Source organism: Thiobacillus denitrificans ATCC 25259 (assembly GCF_000012745.1).
GTDB lineage: Bacteria > Pseudomonadota > Gammaproteobacteria > Burkholderiales > Thiobacillaceae > Thiobacillus > Thiobacillus denitrificans_B.
Genome location: NC_007404.1, coordinates 1490782 through 1508388, shown reverse-complemented (window position 1 = coordinate 1508388; position 17607 = coordinate 1490782). Strand labels below are relative to the sequence as shown.

The 17607-nt window shown below is 68.4% G+C and carries 12 protein-coding genes; 7 read left to right on the top strand and 5 right to left on the bottom strand.

Annotated elements, in window-relative coordinates:
• The first annotated feature begins 5 nt into the window (after positions 1-5).
• The 7 genes from TBD_RS07070 (at position 6) to TBD_RS07040 (ending at position 11690) form a co-directional block, all read left to right on the top strand.
• Positions 6-3170, top strand: coding sequence for an efflux RND transporter permease subunit (locus tag TBD_RS07070; RefSeq protein WP_011311929.1), 3165 nt, complete (start codon positions 6-8; stop codon positions 3168-3170).
• Positions 3170-4579, top strand: coding sequence for an AdeC/AdeK/OprM family multidrug efflux complex outer membrane factor (gene adeC, locus TBD_RS07065; RefSeq protein WP_011311928.1), 1410 nt, complete (start codon positions 3170-3172; stop codon positions 4577-4579). Before TBD_RS07070 ends, adeC begins: the two co-directional genes overlap by 1 nt.
• A 122-nt stretch (positions 4580-4701) precedes the next feature.
• On the top strand, positions 4702-6144 hold the full coding sequence (locus TBD_RS07060) for an efflux transporter outer membrane subunit (protein WP_041432487.1): 1443 nt from the start codon (positions 4702-4704) through the stop codon (positions 6142-6144).
• A complete protein-coding gene (locus TBD_RS07055; protein ID WP_011311926.1) occupies positions 6141-7433 on the top strand; it encodes an efflux RND transporter periplasmic adaptor subunit in 1293 nt (430 codons plus the stop codon). Before TBD_RS07060 ends, TBD_RS07055 begins: the two co-directional genes overlap by 4 nt.
• Positions 7430-8131: an ABC transporter ATP-binding protein gene (locus tag TBD_RS07050; RefSeq protein WP_011311925.1), complete on the top strand. Its 702-nt coding sequence runs from the start codon at positions 7430-7432 to the stop codon at positions 8129-8131. Before TBD_RS07055 ends, TBD_RS07050 begins: the two co-directional genes overlap by 4 nt.
• Positions 8131-9333 carry an ABC transporter permease gene (locus tag TBD_RS07045; RefSeq protein ID WP_011311924.1) on the top strand — a complete coding sequence of 401 codons (1203 nt, stop codon included), beginning with the start codon at positions 8131-8133 and terminating at the stop codon, positions 9331-9333. The genes TBD_RS07050 and TBD_RS07045 overlap by 1 nt, the downstream gene beginning before the upstream one ends.
• 386 nt (positions 9334-9719) lie before the next feature.
• The gene (locus TBD_RS07040) at positions 9720-11690 is read left to right on the top strand and encodes a CHASE domain-containing protein (RefSeq protein WP_011311923.1); all 1971 of its coding nucleotides are present in this window, start codon (positions 9720-9722) and stop codon (positions 11688-11690) included.
• 3 nt (positions 11691-11693) lie between these two features.
• On the opposite strand, the gene ggt is transcribed toward TBD_RS07040, so the two are convergent.
• The 5 genes from ggt to narI all read right to left on the bottom strand — a co-directional run bounded on the left by ggt (position 11694) and on the right by narI (position 17588).
• Positions 11694-13493, bottom strand: coding sequence for a gamma-glutamyltransferase (gene ggt, locus TBD_RS07035; protein ID WP_148203025.1), 1800 nt, complete (start codon positions 13491-13493; stop codon positions 11694-11696).
• Positions 13494-13563: 70 nt separating this feature from the next.
• Positions 13564-14766, bottom strand: coding sequence for an NnrS family protein (locus tag TBD_RS07030; RefSeq protein ID WP_148203024.1), 1203 nt, complete (start codon positions 14764-14766; stop codon positions 13564-13566).
• Positions 14767-14862: 96 nt separating this feature from the next.
• The gene (locus TBD_RS07025) at positions 14863-15183 is read right to left on the bottom strand and encodes a TusE/DsrC/DsvC family sulfur relay protein (protein WP_011311920.1); all 321 of its coding nucleotides are present in this window, start codon (positions 15181-15183) and stop codon (positions 14863-14865) included.
• A 108-nt stretch (positions 15184-15291) separates the two neighbouring features.
• Positions 15292-16845 (bottom strand): NAD(P)/FAD-dependent oxidoreductase, encoded by a 1554-nt coding sequence (locus TBD_RS07020; RefSeq protein ID WP_041432485.1) that lies wholly within the window; start codon positions 16843-16845, stop codon positions 15292-15294.
• A gap of 44 nt (positions 16846-16889) precedes the next feature.
• Positions 16890-17588 (bottom strand): respiratory nitrate reductase subunit gamma, encoded by a 699-nt coding sequence (narI, locus tag TBD_RS07015; RefSeq protein WP_011311918.1) that lies wholly within the window; start codon positions 17586-17588, stop codon positions 16890-16892.
• Positions 17589-17607 lie beyond the last annotated feature (19 nt).

The following is a 17607-nucleotide window of genomic DNA, read 5'->3' as shown; positions in this document are numbered from 1 at the left end:
CCGAGATGGCGCGCTTTTTCATCGACCGGCCCATTTTCGCGTGGGTCATCGCCATCGTCATCATGCTCGCCGGCGCGCTGTCGATCCTGACACTGCCGGTTTCGCAATATCCGGCGATCGCGCCGCCGACGGTCGCGATCAACGCGAGCTATCCGGGCGCGTCCGCGAAGACCGTCGAAGACTCGGTCACGCAGGTCATCGAACAGAAGCTGACCGGCCTCGACAACCTGCTCTACATGAGTTCGCAGTCCGACTCCTACGGCCGGGCGACGGTCACGCTCACCTTCGACGCCGGCACCGACCCCGACATCGCTCAGGTGCAGACGCAGAACAAGCTCCAGCTCGCGCTGCCGTTGCTGCCGCTCGCTGTGCAGCAGCAGGGCGTGCAGGTTGTGAAGTCGACGCGCAACTTCCTGATGATCATCGGCTTCGTTTCCAAGGACGGTTCCATGAGCCGGACCGACCTGGCCGATTTCCTCAATTCGACCGTGCAGGAGCCGCTGTCGCGCGTCACCGGCGTCGGTGAGGTCCAGGTGTTCGGCGCGCAGTACGCGATGCGCATCTGGGTCGACCCGGGCAAGTTGAACAAGTACCGGCTGACCCCGGGCGACGTCGAGGAGGCGATCCGGGAACAGAACAACCAGGTCTCCGCCGGCCAGCTCGGCGGCACGCCCGCCGTGCCGGGCCAAGGGTTCACCGCGTCGATCACGGCGCAGAGCCGGCTGCAGACCGTCGACGAGTTCGAGCGCATCCTGCTGCGCAGCTCGGCGCAGGGCGGCGAGGTGCGGCTGAAGGACGTCGCGCGCGTCGAGATCGGCGCCGAGAACTACGGCATCGTCGGCCGCTTCAACGGCCAGCCCGCCTCGGGCATCGGCATCAAGCTCGCCGCGGGCGCCAACGCGCTCGACACCGCCGAAGCCGTGAAGGCCAGGATCGAGCAGATGAAGGCCTATTTCCCGGCCGGTCTCGAGACCGTCATCCCCTACGACACGACGCCCTTCGTCCAGATTTCGATCATGAACGTCGTGTACACGCTGATCGAGGCGATCATCCTCGTGTTCCTGGTGATGTATCTGTTCCTGCAGAACTTCCGCGCGACGCTGATTCCGACGATCGCCGTGCCGGTCGTCCTGCTCGGCACCTTCGGCGTGATGGCGGCGTTCGGCTTCTCGATCAACACGCTCACGATGTTCGGGCTCGTGCTGGCGATCGGCCTGCTCGTCGACGACGCGATCGTCGTGGTCGAGAACGTCGAGCGCATCATGAGCGAGGAGGGGTTGTCGCCGAAGGAGGCGACCCGCAAATCGATGGGGCAGATCACCGGTGCGCTCGTCGGCATCGGCCTCGTGCTCTCGGCCGTGTTCGTGCCGATGGCCTTCTTCGGCGGCTCGACCGGCGTCATCTACCGCCAGTTCTCGATCACGATCGTCGCCGCGATGGCGCTTTCGGTGCTGGTCGCGATCATCTTCACGCCGGCCCTGTGCGCGACGATGCTGAAGCCGGTCGAAAAGGGCCATGGCCACGGTGAAGGCGGCTGGTTCTCGGGATTCTTCGGCTGGTTCAACCGCATGTTCGCGCGCAACACCGAGCGCTACGAGTCCGCGGTCGGCAAGATCCTCGGCCGCAGCCTGCGCTTCCTGGCGATCTACATCGCGATCGTCGGCGTGCTCGCGCTGCTGTTCTTCCGCATGCCGACCGCCTTCCTGCCGGAGGAGGACCAGGGCGTGATGTTCACCCAGGTCATCCTGCCGGCGGGCGCGAGCCAGGAGCGCACGGTCGAGGTCCTGAAAAAGGTCGAGCACCAGTACCTCGAGAACGAGAAGGGCAATGTACGCTCGATTTTCGCCGCGGCCGGCTTCAGCTTCGCCGGCCAGGGTCAGAACATGGGCATCGGCTTCGTCAACCTCGAGCCCTGGGACCAGCGTCACGAACCCGAACAGGACGTGAACTCGATCGCCGGGCGGGCCATGGGCGCGTTCTCGCAGATCAAGGAGGCGATGGTGTTCGCCTTCGTGCCGCCCGCCGTGCTCGAACTCGGCACCTCGAGCGGCTTCAACGTGCAACTGCAGGACCGCGCCGGCCTCGGTCACGACGCGCTGATCGCCGCGCGCAACCAATTCCTCGGCATGGCCGCGCAGGACAAGCGTCTGGTCGGCGTGCGGCCGAACGGCCAGGACGACGTCGCCGAGTACCAACTCGACATCGACTACGCCAAGGCCGGCGCGCTCGGCGTCTCGGTCGCCGACATCAACGACACGCTGGCGACCGCGTGGGGCGGCACCTACGTCAACGACTTCATCGACCGTGGGCGGATCAAACGGGTCTACCTGCAAGCCGACGCCGACGCACGCATGAAGCCTGAAGACCTCGCGAAGTGGTACGTGCGCAACACGGCGGGCGAGATGGTGCCGCTGTCGGCGTTCACGCGCGCGCACTGGGCCTACGGCTCGCCGCGCCTCGAACGCTTCAACGGCCAGCCCTCGGTCGAACTGCTCGGCCAGGCGGCGCCGAGCCTGTCCTCGGGCGATGCCATGGCGGCGGCCGAGGAGATCATCGCCAAGCTGCCGGCCGGCATCGGCTACGAATGGACCGGCACCTCGTTCGAGGAGCGCCGCAGCGGCTCACAGGCGCCGGCGCTCTACGCACTGTCGCTGCTGGTCGTGTTCCTGTGTCTCGCCGCGCTCTACGAGAGCTGGTCGGTGCCGTTCGCGGTGATGCTCGTGGTGCCGCTCGGCGTCTTCGGTGCCATGCTCGCCGCGAGCGGACTCGGATTGTCGAACGACGTGTATTTCCAGGTCGCACTCCTGGCGACGATCGGCCTGTCGTCGAAGAACGCGATCCTGATCGTCGAGTTCGCCAAGGCGCAGATGGAGAAGGAGGGCCGCGACCTGATCTCGGCGACCCGCGAGGCCGTGCGCATGCGTCTGCGGCCGATCCTGATGACCTCGCTCGCCTTCGGCTTCGGCGTGCTGCCGCTCGCCCTTGCCAGCGGCGCGGGTTCGGGCGCACAGAATGCGGTGGGAACCGGCGTCCTCGGCGGCACGATTGCCGGCACGCTGCTCGGAATCTTCTTCATCCCGCTGTTCTACGTGGTTATCAAGCGGGTATTCAAGGACAAGCCGCGGCCAGGCAGCGTCGCCGCCGCCCCCGTGCCGCAGGAGCTCAAGTGATGTCCCGCCTTCCCAGCCTGAGCGTGACGCTCGCCGCAGCGTTCTTGAGCGCGTGCAGCATGATGCCGCGCTACGAGCGGCCCGCCGCGCCCGTCCCGGACGCCTTCCCCGGTTCTGCGCTGGCGAGCCCGGCGACCGCCGACGCACCGCCTGCGGACGCGATCGCTTGGCGCGACTACTTCGCCGACCCGCACCTGCGCGAGGTGATCGCACTCGCGCTCGCCAACAACCGCGACCTGCGCGTCGCGGCGCTCAACATCGAGCGCGCCCGTGCGCAGTACCGGATCCAGCGCGCCGATCTGTTTCCCGCAGTCAGTGCCGACGGCAGCGAAGTCGCGCAACGCTTGCCGCGCACGCTCAGCACGACCGGCGACGCCACGGTGGTGCGCCAGTACAGCGCGACGATTGGTTTTTCGGCTTACGAGCTCGATTTCTTCGGGCGCATCCGCAGCCTCAACGCCGAGGCGCTCGAACGCTACCTCGGCACCGAGGAAGCGCGCCGCAGCGCCCAGATCAGCCTCGTCGCCGAAGTCGCCAACACCTGGCTGTTGCTCGGTTTCGACCGCGAACGCCTCGCGCTCGCGCGCAACACCTACGAAACCCGGCAGAAGTCGCACGATCTCACGCGCCGCAGCTTCGAGGCCGGCGCGGTCTCGGCGCTCGACCTCAACCAGTCGCAGACGCTGCTGCAGACGGCGCGTGCGGACGTGGCGCAGTTCAGCGCCTTCGTCGCGCAGGACGCGAACCTGCTCGCGCTGCTCGTCGGCGCGCCGGTTCCCGACACGCTGCAACCGGCGCGGCTGCCGGACGGTGTTAGCGCGGTCGCCGAGCTGCCGGCCGGCGTGCCGTCGGAGGTGCTGGCCCGCCGGCCGGACATCCTGCAGGCCGAACGTGCGCTGCGGGCGGCGAACGCGAGCATCGGCGCCGCGCGGGCGGCGTTCTTCCCGAGCATCAGTCTGACCGCGGAGGCCGGCACGGCAAGCAGCACGCTCGACGGCCTGTTCGAAAGCGGGTCGGGCACCTGGCGCTTCATCCCGCAGATCCGCATCCCGATTTTCGAGGCCGGGCGCCTGCGCGCGAGTCTCGACGTCGCCGAGGTCCAGCGCGACATCAACGTCGCGCAGTATGAACGCGCGATTCAGGCCGCCTTTCGCGAAGTCGCCGACGCGCTCGCCGAGCGCGCGACGCTCAGCGAGCGTCTCGACGCGCGGCAAAAGCAGGTCGAGGCGACGCGCGCGGGCTTCGGCCTGTCCGAGGCGCGCTACAAGAGCGGCGTCGACAGCTACCTCGGTCTGCTCGACGCGCAGCGCAGCCTCTATGCGGCCGAGCAGGCGCTGATCGCCGAGCGGCTCGTCGACGCGACCAATCGCGTGACGCTCTATCGCACGCTCGGCGGAGGCTGGCGCTGACAGTGCGCGGTCGTGAAGGGCAGCCGCGCAGACGCTATACAATTTCGAGGCTTACTTTCGAACCATCGGGCAGCTCCTTGAATAAGCAGCCATTTCGCACCGACGGCCGACGCCGCGAGACGATGAAGACGCGGTCTTTCGTCGCGCCCGCGCTGTTCGCGTTCGTCGTGCTGGCGCTCACGGGCTGCGTCACGGTCGGCCCCGGTCACGTCGCGCCCGAGCCTTCGCTTCCCGCGCACTGGGCGACACCCGACGCGCAGCCGCACGCGGGATACGTCGCCCGGCAATCCGATCTCGGTCAGTGGTGGCGCAGCCTCGGCGATCCGCTCCTTGTCACGCTGGTCGACGAGGCGTTGCGCACCGGGCCCGATGTCCGCAGTGCAGAGGCGCGCCTGCGTGCTGCGCGCGCACGCCGCGCCGTCGCCGGGGCCGACCGCTTTCCGAGCGTGAACGCATCGGGCAGCGCCCGCCACAGCGACTCGAACGCGCAGGTCGGCAGCGGCTCGATGCAGGATCTCTACAGCGTCGGCTTCGATGCCTCGTGGGAACTCGATGTCTTCGGCCGCGTGCGCCGCAGCGTCGAGGCGGCAGGTGCCGACCATGAATCGTCGCAGGCCGAGCTTGCGAACGCGCGCGTCTCGCTCGCCGCCGAGGTGGCGCTGACCTACGTCGAAGTGCGCGTGTTGCAGATCCGCCTCGGCATCGCGCGCGCCAATCTCGCGAGCCAGACCGAAACGCTGCAGTTGACCGACTGGCGCGCGCAGGCGGGGCTCGTCAGCAGCCAGGATTCGGAGCAGGCGCGCGCCAACCTTGAGCAGACGCGGGCGCAGATTCCGAGCCTCGAAACGAGTCTCGCCGAGGCGGCGTACCGGCTCGATCTGCTGCTCGGCGTGCCGCCCGGCACGCTCACGCCGCGCCTCGCAACAGGCGGCGAACTGCCGGCGCTTCCCGCGGAGGTCGCCGTCGGCATCCCTGCCGACACGCTGCGCCAGCGACCCGACGTGCGCGCCGCCGAGCGGATGCTGGCGGCAGAAACCGCGCGCGTCGGCGTCGCCCAGGCGGCACGCTTTCCGTCGTTCAGTCTTTCGGGCTCGATCGGCCTCGAGGCGCTGACGCTCGGCGGGCTGAGCGACAGCGGCGCGACGCGTTCGCTGCTCGCCGGGATTACCGCGCCGATCTTCGACGCCGGGCGCTTGCGCGCGCAGGTCGACGTTCAGGACGCCGTGCGGGAACAGGCGCGGGTCGCGTACGAGCGCACGGTGCTGACGGCGTTGCAGGAGGTCGAAAGCGCGCTGGTCGCGCTCGCGCGCAACCGCGAACGCAGCGAGGCGCTGGCCAAGGGCGCGGCCGCGGCGCGCAACGCGGCGGATTTCGCGCGGCAGCGCTACAGCACCGGACTGATCGATTTCCAGTCGGTGCTCGACACGGAACGCAGCGTGCTCGCGCTCGAAGACAGCCTCGCGAGCACCCGCGCGGACGGCGTTCTGGCGCTGATCCGGCTATACAAGGCACTCGGCGGCGGATGGTCGCCGGCCGCATCCGCTTCGCAAGAGGGCCCCGCATGACCCACCCCAACACCGCGCCGGGCGAGCGCAGCACCGCCGTGAAGGCGCTCGTCGACGCGCGCTCGACTCCCTGGACGCGCCGGCTCATCGGCGCGGCGCTGATCTTGCTCGTGATCGCCGTGGGCGCGTGGCTGCTTCTCGGGCTCGACGACGATGAAGACGCCGCGCGCTACAAGACCGCGCCGGTAACCCGTGGCGAGCTCGTCGTCAGGGTGTCCGCGACGGGCAATCTGCAGCCGACCAACCAGGTCGAGGTCGGCAGCGAGCTGTCGGGCATCGTCGAACGCGTGCTCGTCGACGAGAACGACCGGGTGAAGCGAGGCCAGGTGCTGGCGCGGCTCGACGTTTCCAAGCTGCGCGACACGGTGACGCGGTCGCGGGCCAACCTCGCCGCGGCGGAGGCACAGGTGCTGCAGGCCCGGGCGACCGTCGCCGAAGCACGCGCGACTCGCGCGCGCTACCAGCAGGTCGCCGAGCTCTCGGGCGGCAAGGTGCCATCGAAGAGCGAGATGGACACGGCCGAGGCCAACCTCAAGCGCGCCGAAGCGAACGAGGCGAGCGCGCGGGCGGCGGTCGTGCAGGCGCGCGCGACGCTGCAGTCGGACGAGACCAACCTCGCCAAGGCGAGCATCCGCTCGCCGATCGACGGCGTCGTGCTCGCACGCAAGGTCGAGCCGGGCCAGACCGTCGCGGCGTCTTTCCAGGCGCCGGTGCTGTTCACGCTCGCCGAGGATCTCGCGCGGATGGAACTGCAGGTCGACGTCGACGAGGCCGACGTCGGTCAGGTCGAGATCGGCCAGAAAGCGACCTTCACCGTCGACGCCTGGCCGGGACGGCTATACGACGCGGTCATCACCCGCGTCGGCTACGGCTCGCAGGTGAAGGAGGGCGTCGTCTCCTACCTGACCGTGCTCGAGGTCGACAACGACGATCTGAGCCTGCGCCCCGGCATGACCGGGACGGCCGAGATCACGACGCTGCGGCGGGCCGACGTCTTGCTCGTGCCGAACGCCGCGCTGCGTTTCACGCCGCCGCAGGCGGGCCCCGCCGAGGAAGGCCAGAGCCGGGGCGTGACAGGCCTGCTGATGCCGCGCCTGCCACGGCAGACGCCGAAGCAGAAGGAGACGCCCGCGGGCAGTACGCAGCGCGTATGGGTCCTGCGCGACGGCCGGCCGGCTGAAATCGCCGTCAAGGTCGGCGCGACCGACGGCCGCGTGACCGAAGTCACGGGCGGCGACCTCAAGCCCGGCATGGAAGTCATTACCGAGGCCGAAAGCGCGGCGCGATGAACGACGCGCTGATCCGGCTTGCCGGCGTCACCAAGACCTACGGCCACGGGCCCGCCGCGTTCGAGGCGCTCAAGGGAATCGATCTGACGATCGACGCCGGGGAGTTCGTCGCGATCATGGGCCCGAGCGGCTCGGGCAAGTCGACCGTGATGAACATCCTCGGCTGCCTCGATACGCCGACCGCGGGCAGCTACCTCTTCGAGGGCGTGCACGTCGAGCGTATGACGCGCAACCAGCGCGCGCTCTTGCGCCGCAACTACCTCGGCTTCGTCTTCCAGGGCTTCAATCTGCTCGCGCGCACGACCGCGCTCGAGAATGTCGAACTGCCGCTGATCTACCGCGGCGAGCCCGCCGCCCGGCGCCACGCCGCAGCCCGCGCCGCGCTTGCCCAGGTCGGCCTCGAGGGCTGGGAGCACCATACGCCGGCCGAACTGTCGGGCGGCCAGCAGCAGCGTGTGGCGATCGCGCGCGCGATCGTCACCGCGCCCGAGGTGTTGCTCGCCGACGAACCCACCGGCAACCTCGACACGCAGACGAGCAAGGAAATCATGGACCTGATCAGCGCGCTCAATCGCGACCAGGCGATCACGGTATTGATGGTGACGCACGAGCCGGAGATGGCAGCGTACGCGCGCCGCGCGATCCGTTTCGTCGACGGCCGTGTGGCCAGCGACGGCAGCGGGCACGGGGACGCCTGATGCTCTGGAACACGCTGCTGCTGGCCCTGCGCGCGATCCGGCGCAACCTGATGCGCTCGTTCCTGACCGTGCTCGGCATCGTGATCGGGGTCGCCGCCGTCGTCATCATGGTGACCCTCGGCAACGGCGCGACGCGTTCGGTATCGGACCAGATTTCGAGCATGGGCAGCAATCTGCTGATGGTTCGGCCGGGGCAGCGCTACGGCCCCGGAGCCGAAGCTGCACCCAATTTCAAGCTCGCCGACGCCGAGGCGATCCGCAACCAGATCTCGGCGGCCGAGGCGGTCGCACCGGTCGTCAGCATGAGCGTGACCGCGGTGTACCAGGTGCGGAACTGGTCGACGGTCGTCACCGGCTCCAACAACGATTATTTCGCCGCGGGAAACTGGGAAATCGCAGCGGGCCGCAGCTTCAACGACGCCGAGGAACGCGCCGGCAAGGCCGTCTGCGTGATCGGCGAGTCGGTGCGCGAAAAGCTTTTCGGCGGGCAGAACCCGGTCGGCAGCGACATCCGCATCAAGCAGTTTTCCTGCGAAGTCATCGGCCTTCTGAAGCCCAAGGGCCAGTCGGCGATGGGCTCGGATCAGGACGACACGATCGTGATGCCGCTGCGCACGGTCCAGCGCCGCCTCGCGGGCAGCCAGGACGTCAATCGCCTGAGCGTCTCGGTCCGCGCCGGTGCGTCGATCGATGTTGCCAAGGACCAACTCACGCTGCTGCTGCGCGAACGGCGCGGCATCGCCGACAACGAGGAGGACGATTTTCGCGTGATGGACACGCGCCAGATCGCCGAAACCCTGACCGGCACGACGCGGGTGCTGACCATGCTGCTCGGCGCCGTCGCCGCGGTGAGTCTGCTCGTCGGCGGCATCGGCATCATGAACATCATGCTCGTGTCGGTCACCGAGCGCACGCGCGAAATCGGCATCCGCCTCGCCATCGGCGCGCTCGAACGCGAAGTCCTGCTGCAATTCCTGATCGAAGCCGTGGTGCTGGCGAGCCTCGGCGGACTCGTCGGCATCGCGATCGCGACGGCCACCTCGATCTTTCTCGCCGGCATGATGGGCATCCTCTACCTGTTCGATCCCGCCATCAACCTGTTGTCGTTTTTCTTTTCGGCCGCGATCGGTGTGGTCTTCGGCTACTTCCCGGCACGGCGTGCCGCGGGCCTCAATCCGATCGACGCCTTGCGCCACGAATAGCCCCGCCACTTGCGGGAAGTCCGATGCCGATTGGAATTTCTTTGGAAACATGGCGTTGGAACGGTATTCTTTGCAATCCGTTTGAGTGTTCAGGCGGGCCGGCGACGCCGGGCCAGGACTCCACATACGCTGCTCGCCGTTCGACGTTGCAACTCGAACGTTTTGTTGTTCGGGTTATCAGAATCTGCCTACAGTAAACGTGAAAGACGGGACGTATGATGCCCCGTCATTAGGGGCATAAGAATGACCAGTAAACCCACGATGAGCAGCGGCCACGCACTTCCGTCACCGGCTGCTCTGCCCCGTACGCGCCGGCCCGATACGAGCGACGTGCATGCCCAAGCGGGTTTTCTGCTTCGCATCGCGGCTGCGCTGGGCGCGCAGCCATGACCCACGACGTTCACCGGGGGGGACTTCTCGACCATCAGGCGCTGGCGTGGGTCGTGCTCGCCGTTGCGCTGCTGTTCACGTTCGCGACCTGGCAGCATTTCGACGCCGCGCGTGCCCACCACGATCAGGACCGTTTCATGCGCGCCGCGGAAAAGCAGCGGAACATCCTGACCAATCGCATCCACGACTACGAGCAGGTTCTGCGTGGCGGGGCCGCACTGTTTGCGGCAGGTGGCGTGCCCAGCCGCAGCGAGTGGCGGACCTATGTCGACGAGCTCGACCTCGAGCGCTCGCTGCCAGGCATTCTGGCGACCGGTTTCGCGCTCATGGTGCCGCCCGAAGCCAAGGCGGCGCACGAGCAGTCCGTCCGCGCGGAGGGGTTTCCGGATTACGCGATCGTTCCGCCCGGCGAGCGCGCCATGCTGAGCAGCATCGTCTACATCGAGCCGTTCAGCGGGCGCAACCTGCGCGCCTTCGGTTACGACATGTATTCCGAGCCGACGCGCCGCGAAGCGATGGACCGCGCGCGCGACAGCGGCCAGCCCGCGTTGTCGCGCAAGGTCACGCTCGTGCAGGAAACCCGCACGGGCGTGCAGCCCGGCTTTCTGATCTACTTCCCTGTTTACCGCAGCGGCCAGCCGATCGACACTGTAGCGGCCCGGCGCGCGGCCCTGCTCGGCTTCGTATACAGTCCATTCCGCGCCTACGATCTGCTCGACGGGGTGTTTGACACCCCCACCCAAATCCTCGAGATCGAATTGTTCGACGGCGGCGCATCGCCCGAGAACCTGCTTTACGCCACCGAAGGCGCGACGCGCGACGCGCGGCTGATGACCGAGATGAAGCTCGAGGTCGGTGGAAACATCTGGGTCGCGCGCTTCCGCAGCAGCGAACGCTACGAGTCGCTCGAAGGAATCATGCAGCCGACGATGGTCCTCGTCGGCGGGGTCGCGCTCGACTTTCTGTTGTTTTCCGTGCTCTACATGAATGCCCGCCACCGGCGCAAGATGCGGATTTCAGCGGCCAAGCTCGCTCAAAGCCTCGACAGCTACAAGGCGCTCGTCGAAAACATCCCGGGCGCGGTGTTCCGCTGCGAGGTCGGATCGCCCGCACCGCTGAGACGGCTGAGCAGCGGCATTGCGCCGCTGACCGGCGAGGCGTCGGAGCGTTTCCTTTCTGGAGACGTGTCCTACCAGGAACTGATCCATCCCGACGACCGGGCCGCGGTCGCCGAGGCGGTTGCCGAAGCCGTCGCCAAGCGAAGCACCTACAACGTCGAGTACCGGATCAAGGCCCGCGACGGCTTCACGCGTTGGGTCAGCGAACGCGGTCAGGTCAGCTCGGATGCCGCGGGACGCGCGCAGTGGCTCGACGGAGTCGTCCTCGACATCACCGAACGCAAGGCCGCCGAGATCATGATCCGCGACCTCGCGTTCAACGACACCCTGACCGGACTGCCCAACCGGCGTCTGCTCCTCGACCGCCTCGAACAGCAGCTTGCCGCGAGCGGCCGCGCCGGTCGCCACGGCGCGCTGCTGTTCATCGACATGGACAACTTCAAGACCGTCAACGATACGCTCGGGCACGCGGCCGGCGACCAGGTTCTCGTCGAGGTCGCGGCGCGCCTGCTTGCGAGCGTCCGGGAAAGCGATACCGTCGCCCGTCTCGGCGGCGATGAATTCGTCGTGGTCATCGGCAATCTCGGCAATACCGCCGAGGCGGCCAAGGCCGAAGCCGCCGAACTCGGTGACAAGATTCTGCTCAAGCTGTCGCAGCCCTACCGGCTCGGCGCGCACCTGCACAACAGCACGCCGAGCATCGGCATCACGACCTTCTGCGGCCACCACGTCAGCGCCGGCCAACTCCTGCGCCGCGCCGATCAGGCGATGTACCGCGCCAAGTCGGCGGGCCGCCATCAGGTCAAGTTCTACGAGGAAGACACCGCGCCCGCTGTGCGCGTCGCCTGAGCGTCAGGGCGCGAGGGGCGCGCCGGGACCTACCCGGATCACCGTACCTTCGCGGCGCGGATCGGCGGCGCCGTACTGCGCGCCACTGGTCAGGTCGACGACGACCGCCTGCACCGAACCGATCCTCCCCTGACAGCCGTCCGTCCCGGCTTCTCCCAGTCCGACGTGTCCGAGCGCGCGAAGGCGGTCCTGCACCGCGATGCTCAGGCGCGGCTGCATGAAATCCTCGCCGCCCTCGCAGGCGACTTTGCCTGCAGCGCTCGTGACCGAGACGCGCGGCGCGGCGATCGCCTGACCCGGCGTCATGCCGTGGTCGACGAGATTGAGCGTCATGTTGAGCACCGAGTTGATGATCGTCGCGCCGCCCGGCGAGCCGTAGGCCGCGACCGGACGCCCGTTTTTCAGAAGCAGCGTCGGTGCCATGCTCGATCGCGGACGTCTGCCGGGCGCGACGTCGTTGGCGCCGGGATTGCCGGTCGCGCTGTCGGCGCTCGGCACGAAATTGAAATCGGTCAGTTCGTTGTTGAGCAGAAAGCCGTAGCCCGGCACGGTGATGCCCGCGCCCCAGGTGTATTCGATCGTGCTCGTATAGCTCACGACGTTGCCCCAGCGGTCGACGATCGAGAAATGGGTCGTCTGCGGACTTTCCGCCCTGCTACGGATGCGTTGCGGCGCCTTGGTTGCCGCGGGGGCCCAGCGTGTCGGGTCGCCGGCGCTTGCCTGTTCGATGCGTCGCGCCGGATCGATGAGCGCGGCGCGTGCGGCCTGGTACTGCGGATGCAGCAGCGCGGCCTGGGGCAGGGCGCGTGCGTCGTCGTCGCCGATCCAGACGGCGCGGTCGGCGAAGGCGAGGCGCATCGCTTCGATCATGAGGTGCACCGTTTTCGCGCTGCCGAAGCCGTAACCCTGTGTCGTATCGCCGAGCGGAAAGCGCTCGAGCAGGCCCAGCGTCTGCAGCAACGTCAGGCCGCCCGAGGACGGGGGTGGCATGCTCGCCACGGTCCAGCCGCGGTACTGCCCCGTGAGCGGACGCCGGATCGCGGCCGTGTAGTCGCGCAGGTCGGCGATTGCCATGCGTCCGCGGCCGGGCTCGCCCAACTCGCCGCGTGTCCGTTGCTGGGCTTCGACGATCGCGCGCGCGAGCGGACCCTCGTAAAAAACCTTTGGCCCACCTGTCGCAATGAGTCTGAGCGTGCGCGCAAGATCGGGCTGCACCAGCCAGTCGCCCTCGGCCAACGGCACGCCGCCGGGCCGAAAGATCGCAGCGGTTTCCGGATGGATGGCTGTCCGCCCGCCGTCGTCGGCGATGTCGGCAGCGAGAAAGCGGTTGACGCGAAAGCCGCCCGCGGCGAGTTCGATCGCGGGGGCGAGCGTGTCGGCGAGCGCCATCGTGCCCCAACGGCGCAGCGCCGTGTCGACGCCGCGCACGGTACCCGGCACGCCGACCGCAAGCCCGCTCGTCGAGGCGAGCGGAAACGCCATCGGCGCGCCGCCGGGCGCGAACATGTCGGCGCGGGACGCAGCCGGTGCGCGCTCGCGCGAGTCGACGATGACGGTCTCGCCGGTCTTGGCGAGATGAATCAGCATGAAGCCGCCGCCGCCGATGCCGGACGACTGCGGCTCGACCACGTTCAACGCGAACTGCACCGCCGCGGCGGCGTCGACGGCGTTGCCGCCCGTGGCGAGCATGCGCGCGCCGGCGGCGGCCGCGGCCGGATGGGAAACGGCGACGACCCCGTCAGGCGCGGCGCGCAGCGGGGACGCGACGAGGCTGAGGAGCAGCCAGAGCAAAAAGCGGTTCATGGGCATCGGCGGCGAGGCAGAAGCCCGAGCGTGCACCGGTTGCCGCCGGCGCGTCAAATGCGCGGCGGGTTCAGCCCGGCTTGCCGTCGACGCGGGGGCGCAGCAGCATCGGCGCGTAGACGGCGGCGAACAGGCCGAACGCGGCGATCCACACGAGCCCGGCTGCGGTCATGCCCGGGAGGTGGAAGGCCGGAAAAGCCAGCGGCAGAGCGACGCGGATGAGCGCGGCGAGGTTGATCGCGACGAAGGCGAGCGTCATCACCGGCGGCGGTTCGAGCATGCGGCCGGTGTGGCCAAGCGAGACCCGCGCCATCATGCCGAGCGTCAGTACGCCGATCCCGCCCGCCGTGAAGGCGTGCAGCGCGCTGCTCGCGGCCCCCGGTAAGCCGGCCGCGGCCAGCGCGAGCAAGGCGAAGCCGAGCGCGATCCACGCGTAGCCGAGGTGCAGGATCCAGAGCAGCGGCACGGACCAGAACTTTGGGGTGTACCAGCCGGCGAGACGCACGAAGTGCACGCTGGCCGCGAGCGCTGCGAGCAGCGCGGTGACGGTTCCGGACGGGGCGACGAGCGCGGCGAGCAGGGCGACAAGCGCAGACAACGGCGCCAGCAGCTCGATCGTCTTCCAGCGGCGCGCGCGCGTGCGCAGCTTGTTGTCGGTGAAGCTCGGAATGACGCGGCCGCCCATCAGAACGATCATCATGACCACGACGTACACGGCCAGATGCAGGCCCAGGTTGACGCTGGCCGTGATCCAGCCGAGCGCCGCCAGGTGCACCAGCGCGTTCGCGACCGCGAGCGCGAGCAGCAGAACCGGAAACGGATAGTTGTGCAGCTGCCGGGCGCGGTGGACGGGCAGCGCGATCGCGAGCGCGAGCGCGGGCAGGAAGCTGACGTCGATCGCGGCGACCAGCGGCGCAGGCAGGCCCGGGACGAGGAAGCTCAGACGCCCCGCGAGCCACAGCACGAACAGCACGACGAGCGGCCGTCCCGACGGCATCGCGATGCCGGTCCAGTTCTGCGCCGCGGTAAGCAGGAAGCCCGCGATCACGGCGACGGCGAAGCCGAAGACCATCTCGTGGCCGTGCCAGGCCGCCGGCGCGAGCGCGCCGGGCGTCAGGTGACCGGACAAGACCGCGAGCCAGAGCCCCATCATGAGCACGGCGTAGATGCCGGCGGAGAGGAAGAACGGGCGAAAGCCGAGGGCGAAGGGCGCAAGGCCCGCGCGAGACGAAGGTCGGGTCGGGGTTTCGATGTCACGTAAGGGAGTCGCCATGATGCATGTCTGAAAAATAAAAAGGGCCGGGCAGTGCCCGACCGATGAGTATAGGCTGCGTGACGCCGCCATGCGCGGCGCCAGTCCGATGCGAGGTCAGCCCGTGCTCCAGGCCCGTGGCCGTCTCATGCCTGCGATCTTGCAGGCCTGCTTGACGTAGCCGTAGGGGAAGAGCTCGAACAGCTTCTTCTGCGCTTCGCGCCCATAGCGTTCGGACAGGTGCTTGATGACGAAGCGGGCGTCGGCCGCGATCTGGTGTTCGTCGTAGTACTCGCGCATGAAGCGGATCGCGTCCCAGTGATCGTCGTTGAGTGCGATGTTCTCGTCCCGCGCCAGGGCGCGCGCAATGTCTTCGTTCCAGTCGCCGGGCTCGATCAGATAGCCTTCGGCGTCGCGTTCGGGCAACTCGGTGATCATGTTCGCTTTCCTTCAGGTGGGTGGATTCGGAATGGACTCGTAAAGATGTATTTCAAGAATATCTTAATATCGGTCGGCCCGACAACGTTGTAGTCGCATTGCAGCGCCTCAGGTTCCCCCGCGGCGTTCCGCACCGGGCTCGCGCTCGGGCAGGTCTTCCACCAGCAAGTGGCGGCGGGCGCGGGCCATCGCGTCGACCGCGGCAGGGTCGAGGTAGGACTTCGCGTCGGACACGGCAGCCGCGAGCAGTTCGCCGGCCAGCGCGTCGGGTGCGCGGCCGAGCGATTCGGCGAGGGCGCGCAGCTCGACGCCAGGGCCCTGCGGCAGGCGGACTTGCCAAGGCTTGCCGTTCCCCGCGAGGTCCGCTCCGGCCGGGCCGTCGTGCCCGCCGTTCTTGCCGGCAAGTGCCCGCGTCATGAGGCCGGCGATGCTCGAGGCGGCCGCGGTGACCTCGTCGGCTGGATGCAGGCGGATCGTGTTGACGAAATATTTCTCGAAATCGACCTTCGCCTGGTGTACCCAGCGCCCCTGCCGCATCCAGTTGACGTCGCGCAGCGGCACCTGCGGCTCGGACTGATACGCGGCGCCATTCGTCCCCATGTCGCTGAGCCAGCGCGCACGCTGCGGGACATGGCTGACCGGCGGCGCGCCCGCCAGGTCGGCGAGGATGTTCTGCACCGCGATCTCGCCGGCCTTCTGGATCGAGTAGACCGATTCGGGGGCGCCGACGGCGACCGGCGTGGCCTCGACCGGCGCGCGCGCGACACAGGCGCCGAGACCGAAGACGTTGGGGTACTCGGGGTTGCGAAGATATTCGTCGACGACGACCAGGCCGCGCGCGTCGACGAGATCGCTCGCGCTGCGCACGCCACGCACGCCGCCGAACGCGGGCCAGTAAACCGAATAGGCGGAGGGCAGGGCATGGGTCCGCTTGACGCTGCCCGTGGCAGTCACTTCCGCGACGTGGATCGTGTCGCGGTCGATGCGGGTCGTAAGCGCGTTGCAGATCACGCGGATCCCGGTGTCGGCCAGTGCCGCGGTGACGGCGCCCCGGCTCGTTCCTTCGCCGCCCAGACCGAGATGACCGGGCCAGGGCTCGGGCGTCACCAGCGTGATCGGGACGCGCTCGCGAATGTTGCGCCGCCTGAGGTCGGCGTCGATCAGGAAGGCGTATTCGTAGAGCGGACCGAGCATGCTCGCGCCCGCCGCCGCGCCGATCACGACCGGCCCGGGACGCTCCAGGAAGGCGCGATACGCGGCGAGCGCGCGCTCGGCCTGTTCGATGTGGATCACCGACTCGGTGTGCTCGGCCATGCCCGGGACTTCGTCGGCCAGCGGAGCCGTGCCGGTCGCGATCAGCAGATAGTCGTAGAACAGCACGTCGCCGTTCTCGAGGTCGATCTGGATGATGTCGGGCTGGATGCAGCGCACCCCGCTCGCAATGAACACGATGCCGCGCGATTCGAGATAGGGGCCGATCGGAAACGCGACGTCGGCACGCTCGCGCCAGCCCATCGCGACCCAGGGGTTCGAGGGCACGAAGTGGAAGTAGGGCTTGTCCGACACGACCGTCACCGAGTCGTCGGGTCCGAGCCGGGATTTCAGCGCGTAGGCCGCGGACACGCCCGCGATGCCGGCGCCGAGGATGACAACGTGGGTCATTTCAGTCTCCTTGCATCGGCGCCGGAATCCGCGGCCATTCCTCATCACCCCCGCACCAGGCCGCGCTTGCTGCGCACGATCTGGTAGGCGCGGCCGAGGTAGCCGAAGGGCGCGCTCCAGATATGGACCAGCCGGGTGAACGGGAAGAACAGGAACACCGAGACGCCGACGAAGACGTGGAGCTTGTAGACGAGATCGACGTCGCGAAGCAGCGCCGGCTTCGGCTGCAGGTAGACGATGCTCTGCACCCAGTCGGCGAGCCGGATCATGGTGCTCGCGTCGCCCGCGTTCGCGTGGTGAATCGACGCCGGGATCGTCGACAGGCCGATGAAGGCAGTCAGCGCGAGCCAGCCCAGGATGTGGAGGTCGACGCGGCGCGAGGCGGCGCGCACGCGCGGCGTGAACATGCGGCGCACCCACAACAGGGCCGCGCCGAGCAGCGTCAGGGTGCCGAAGACGGTGCCGGCGCTGATGGCGATCCACTGATGGGTCAGGTCGGACACGCCGAGCGCGAGGAAGACGCTGTGGGGGATGAGCAGGCCCGCGGCGTGGCCGAAGAACAGGCCGATGATGCCGACGTGGAAGAGGTTGCTCGCCAGCCGCAGGCCTTTTTTCGACAGCAGCTGCGAAGAATCGCTTTTCCAGGTGTATTGCTCGTGGTCGAAACGTATCCAGCTGCCGAGCAGGAACACCGTGAGGGCGACGTAGGGGTAGACGCCGAAGAGCAGGGTATTGAGGTCCATTGTTTTCTCCTTCGAATTC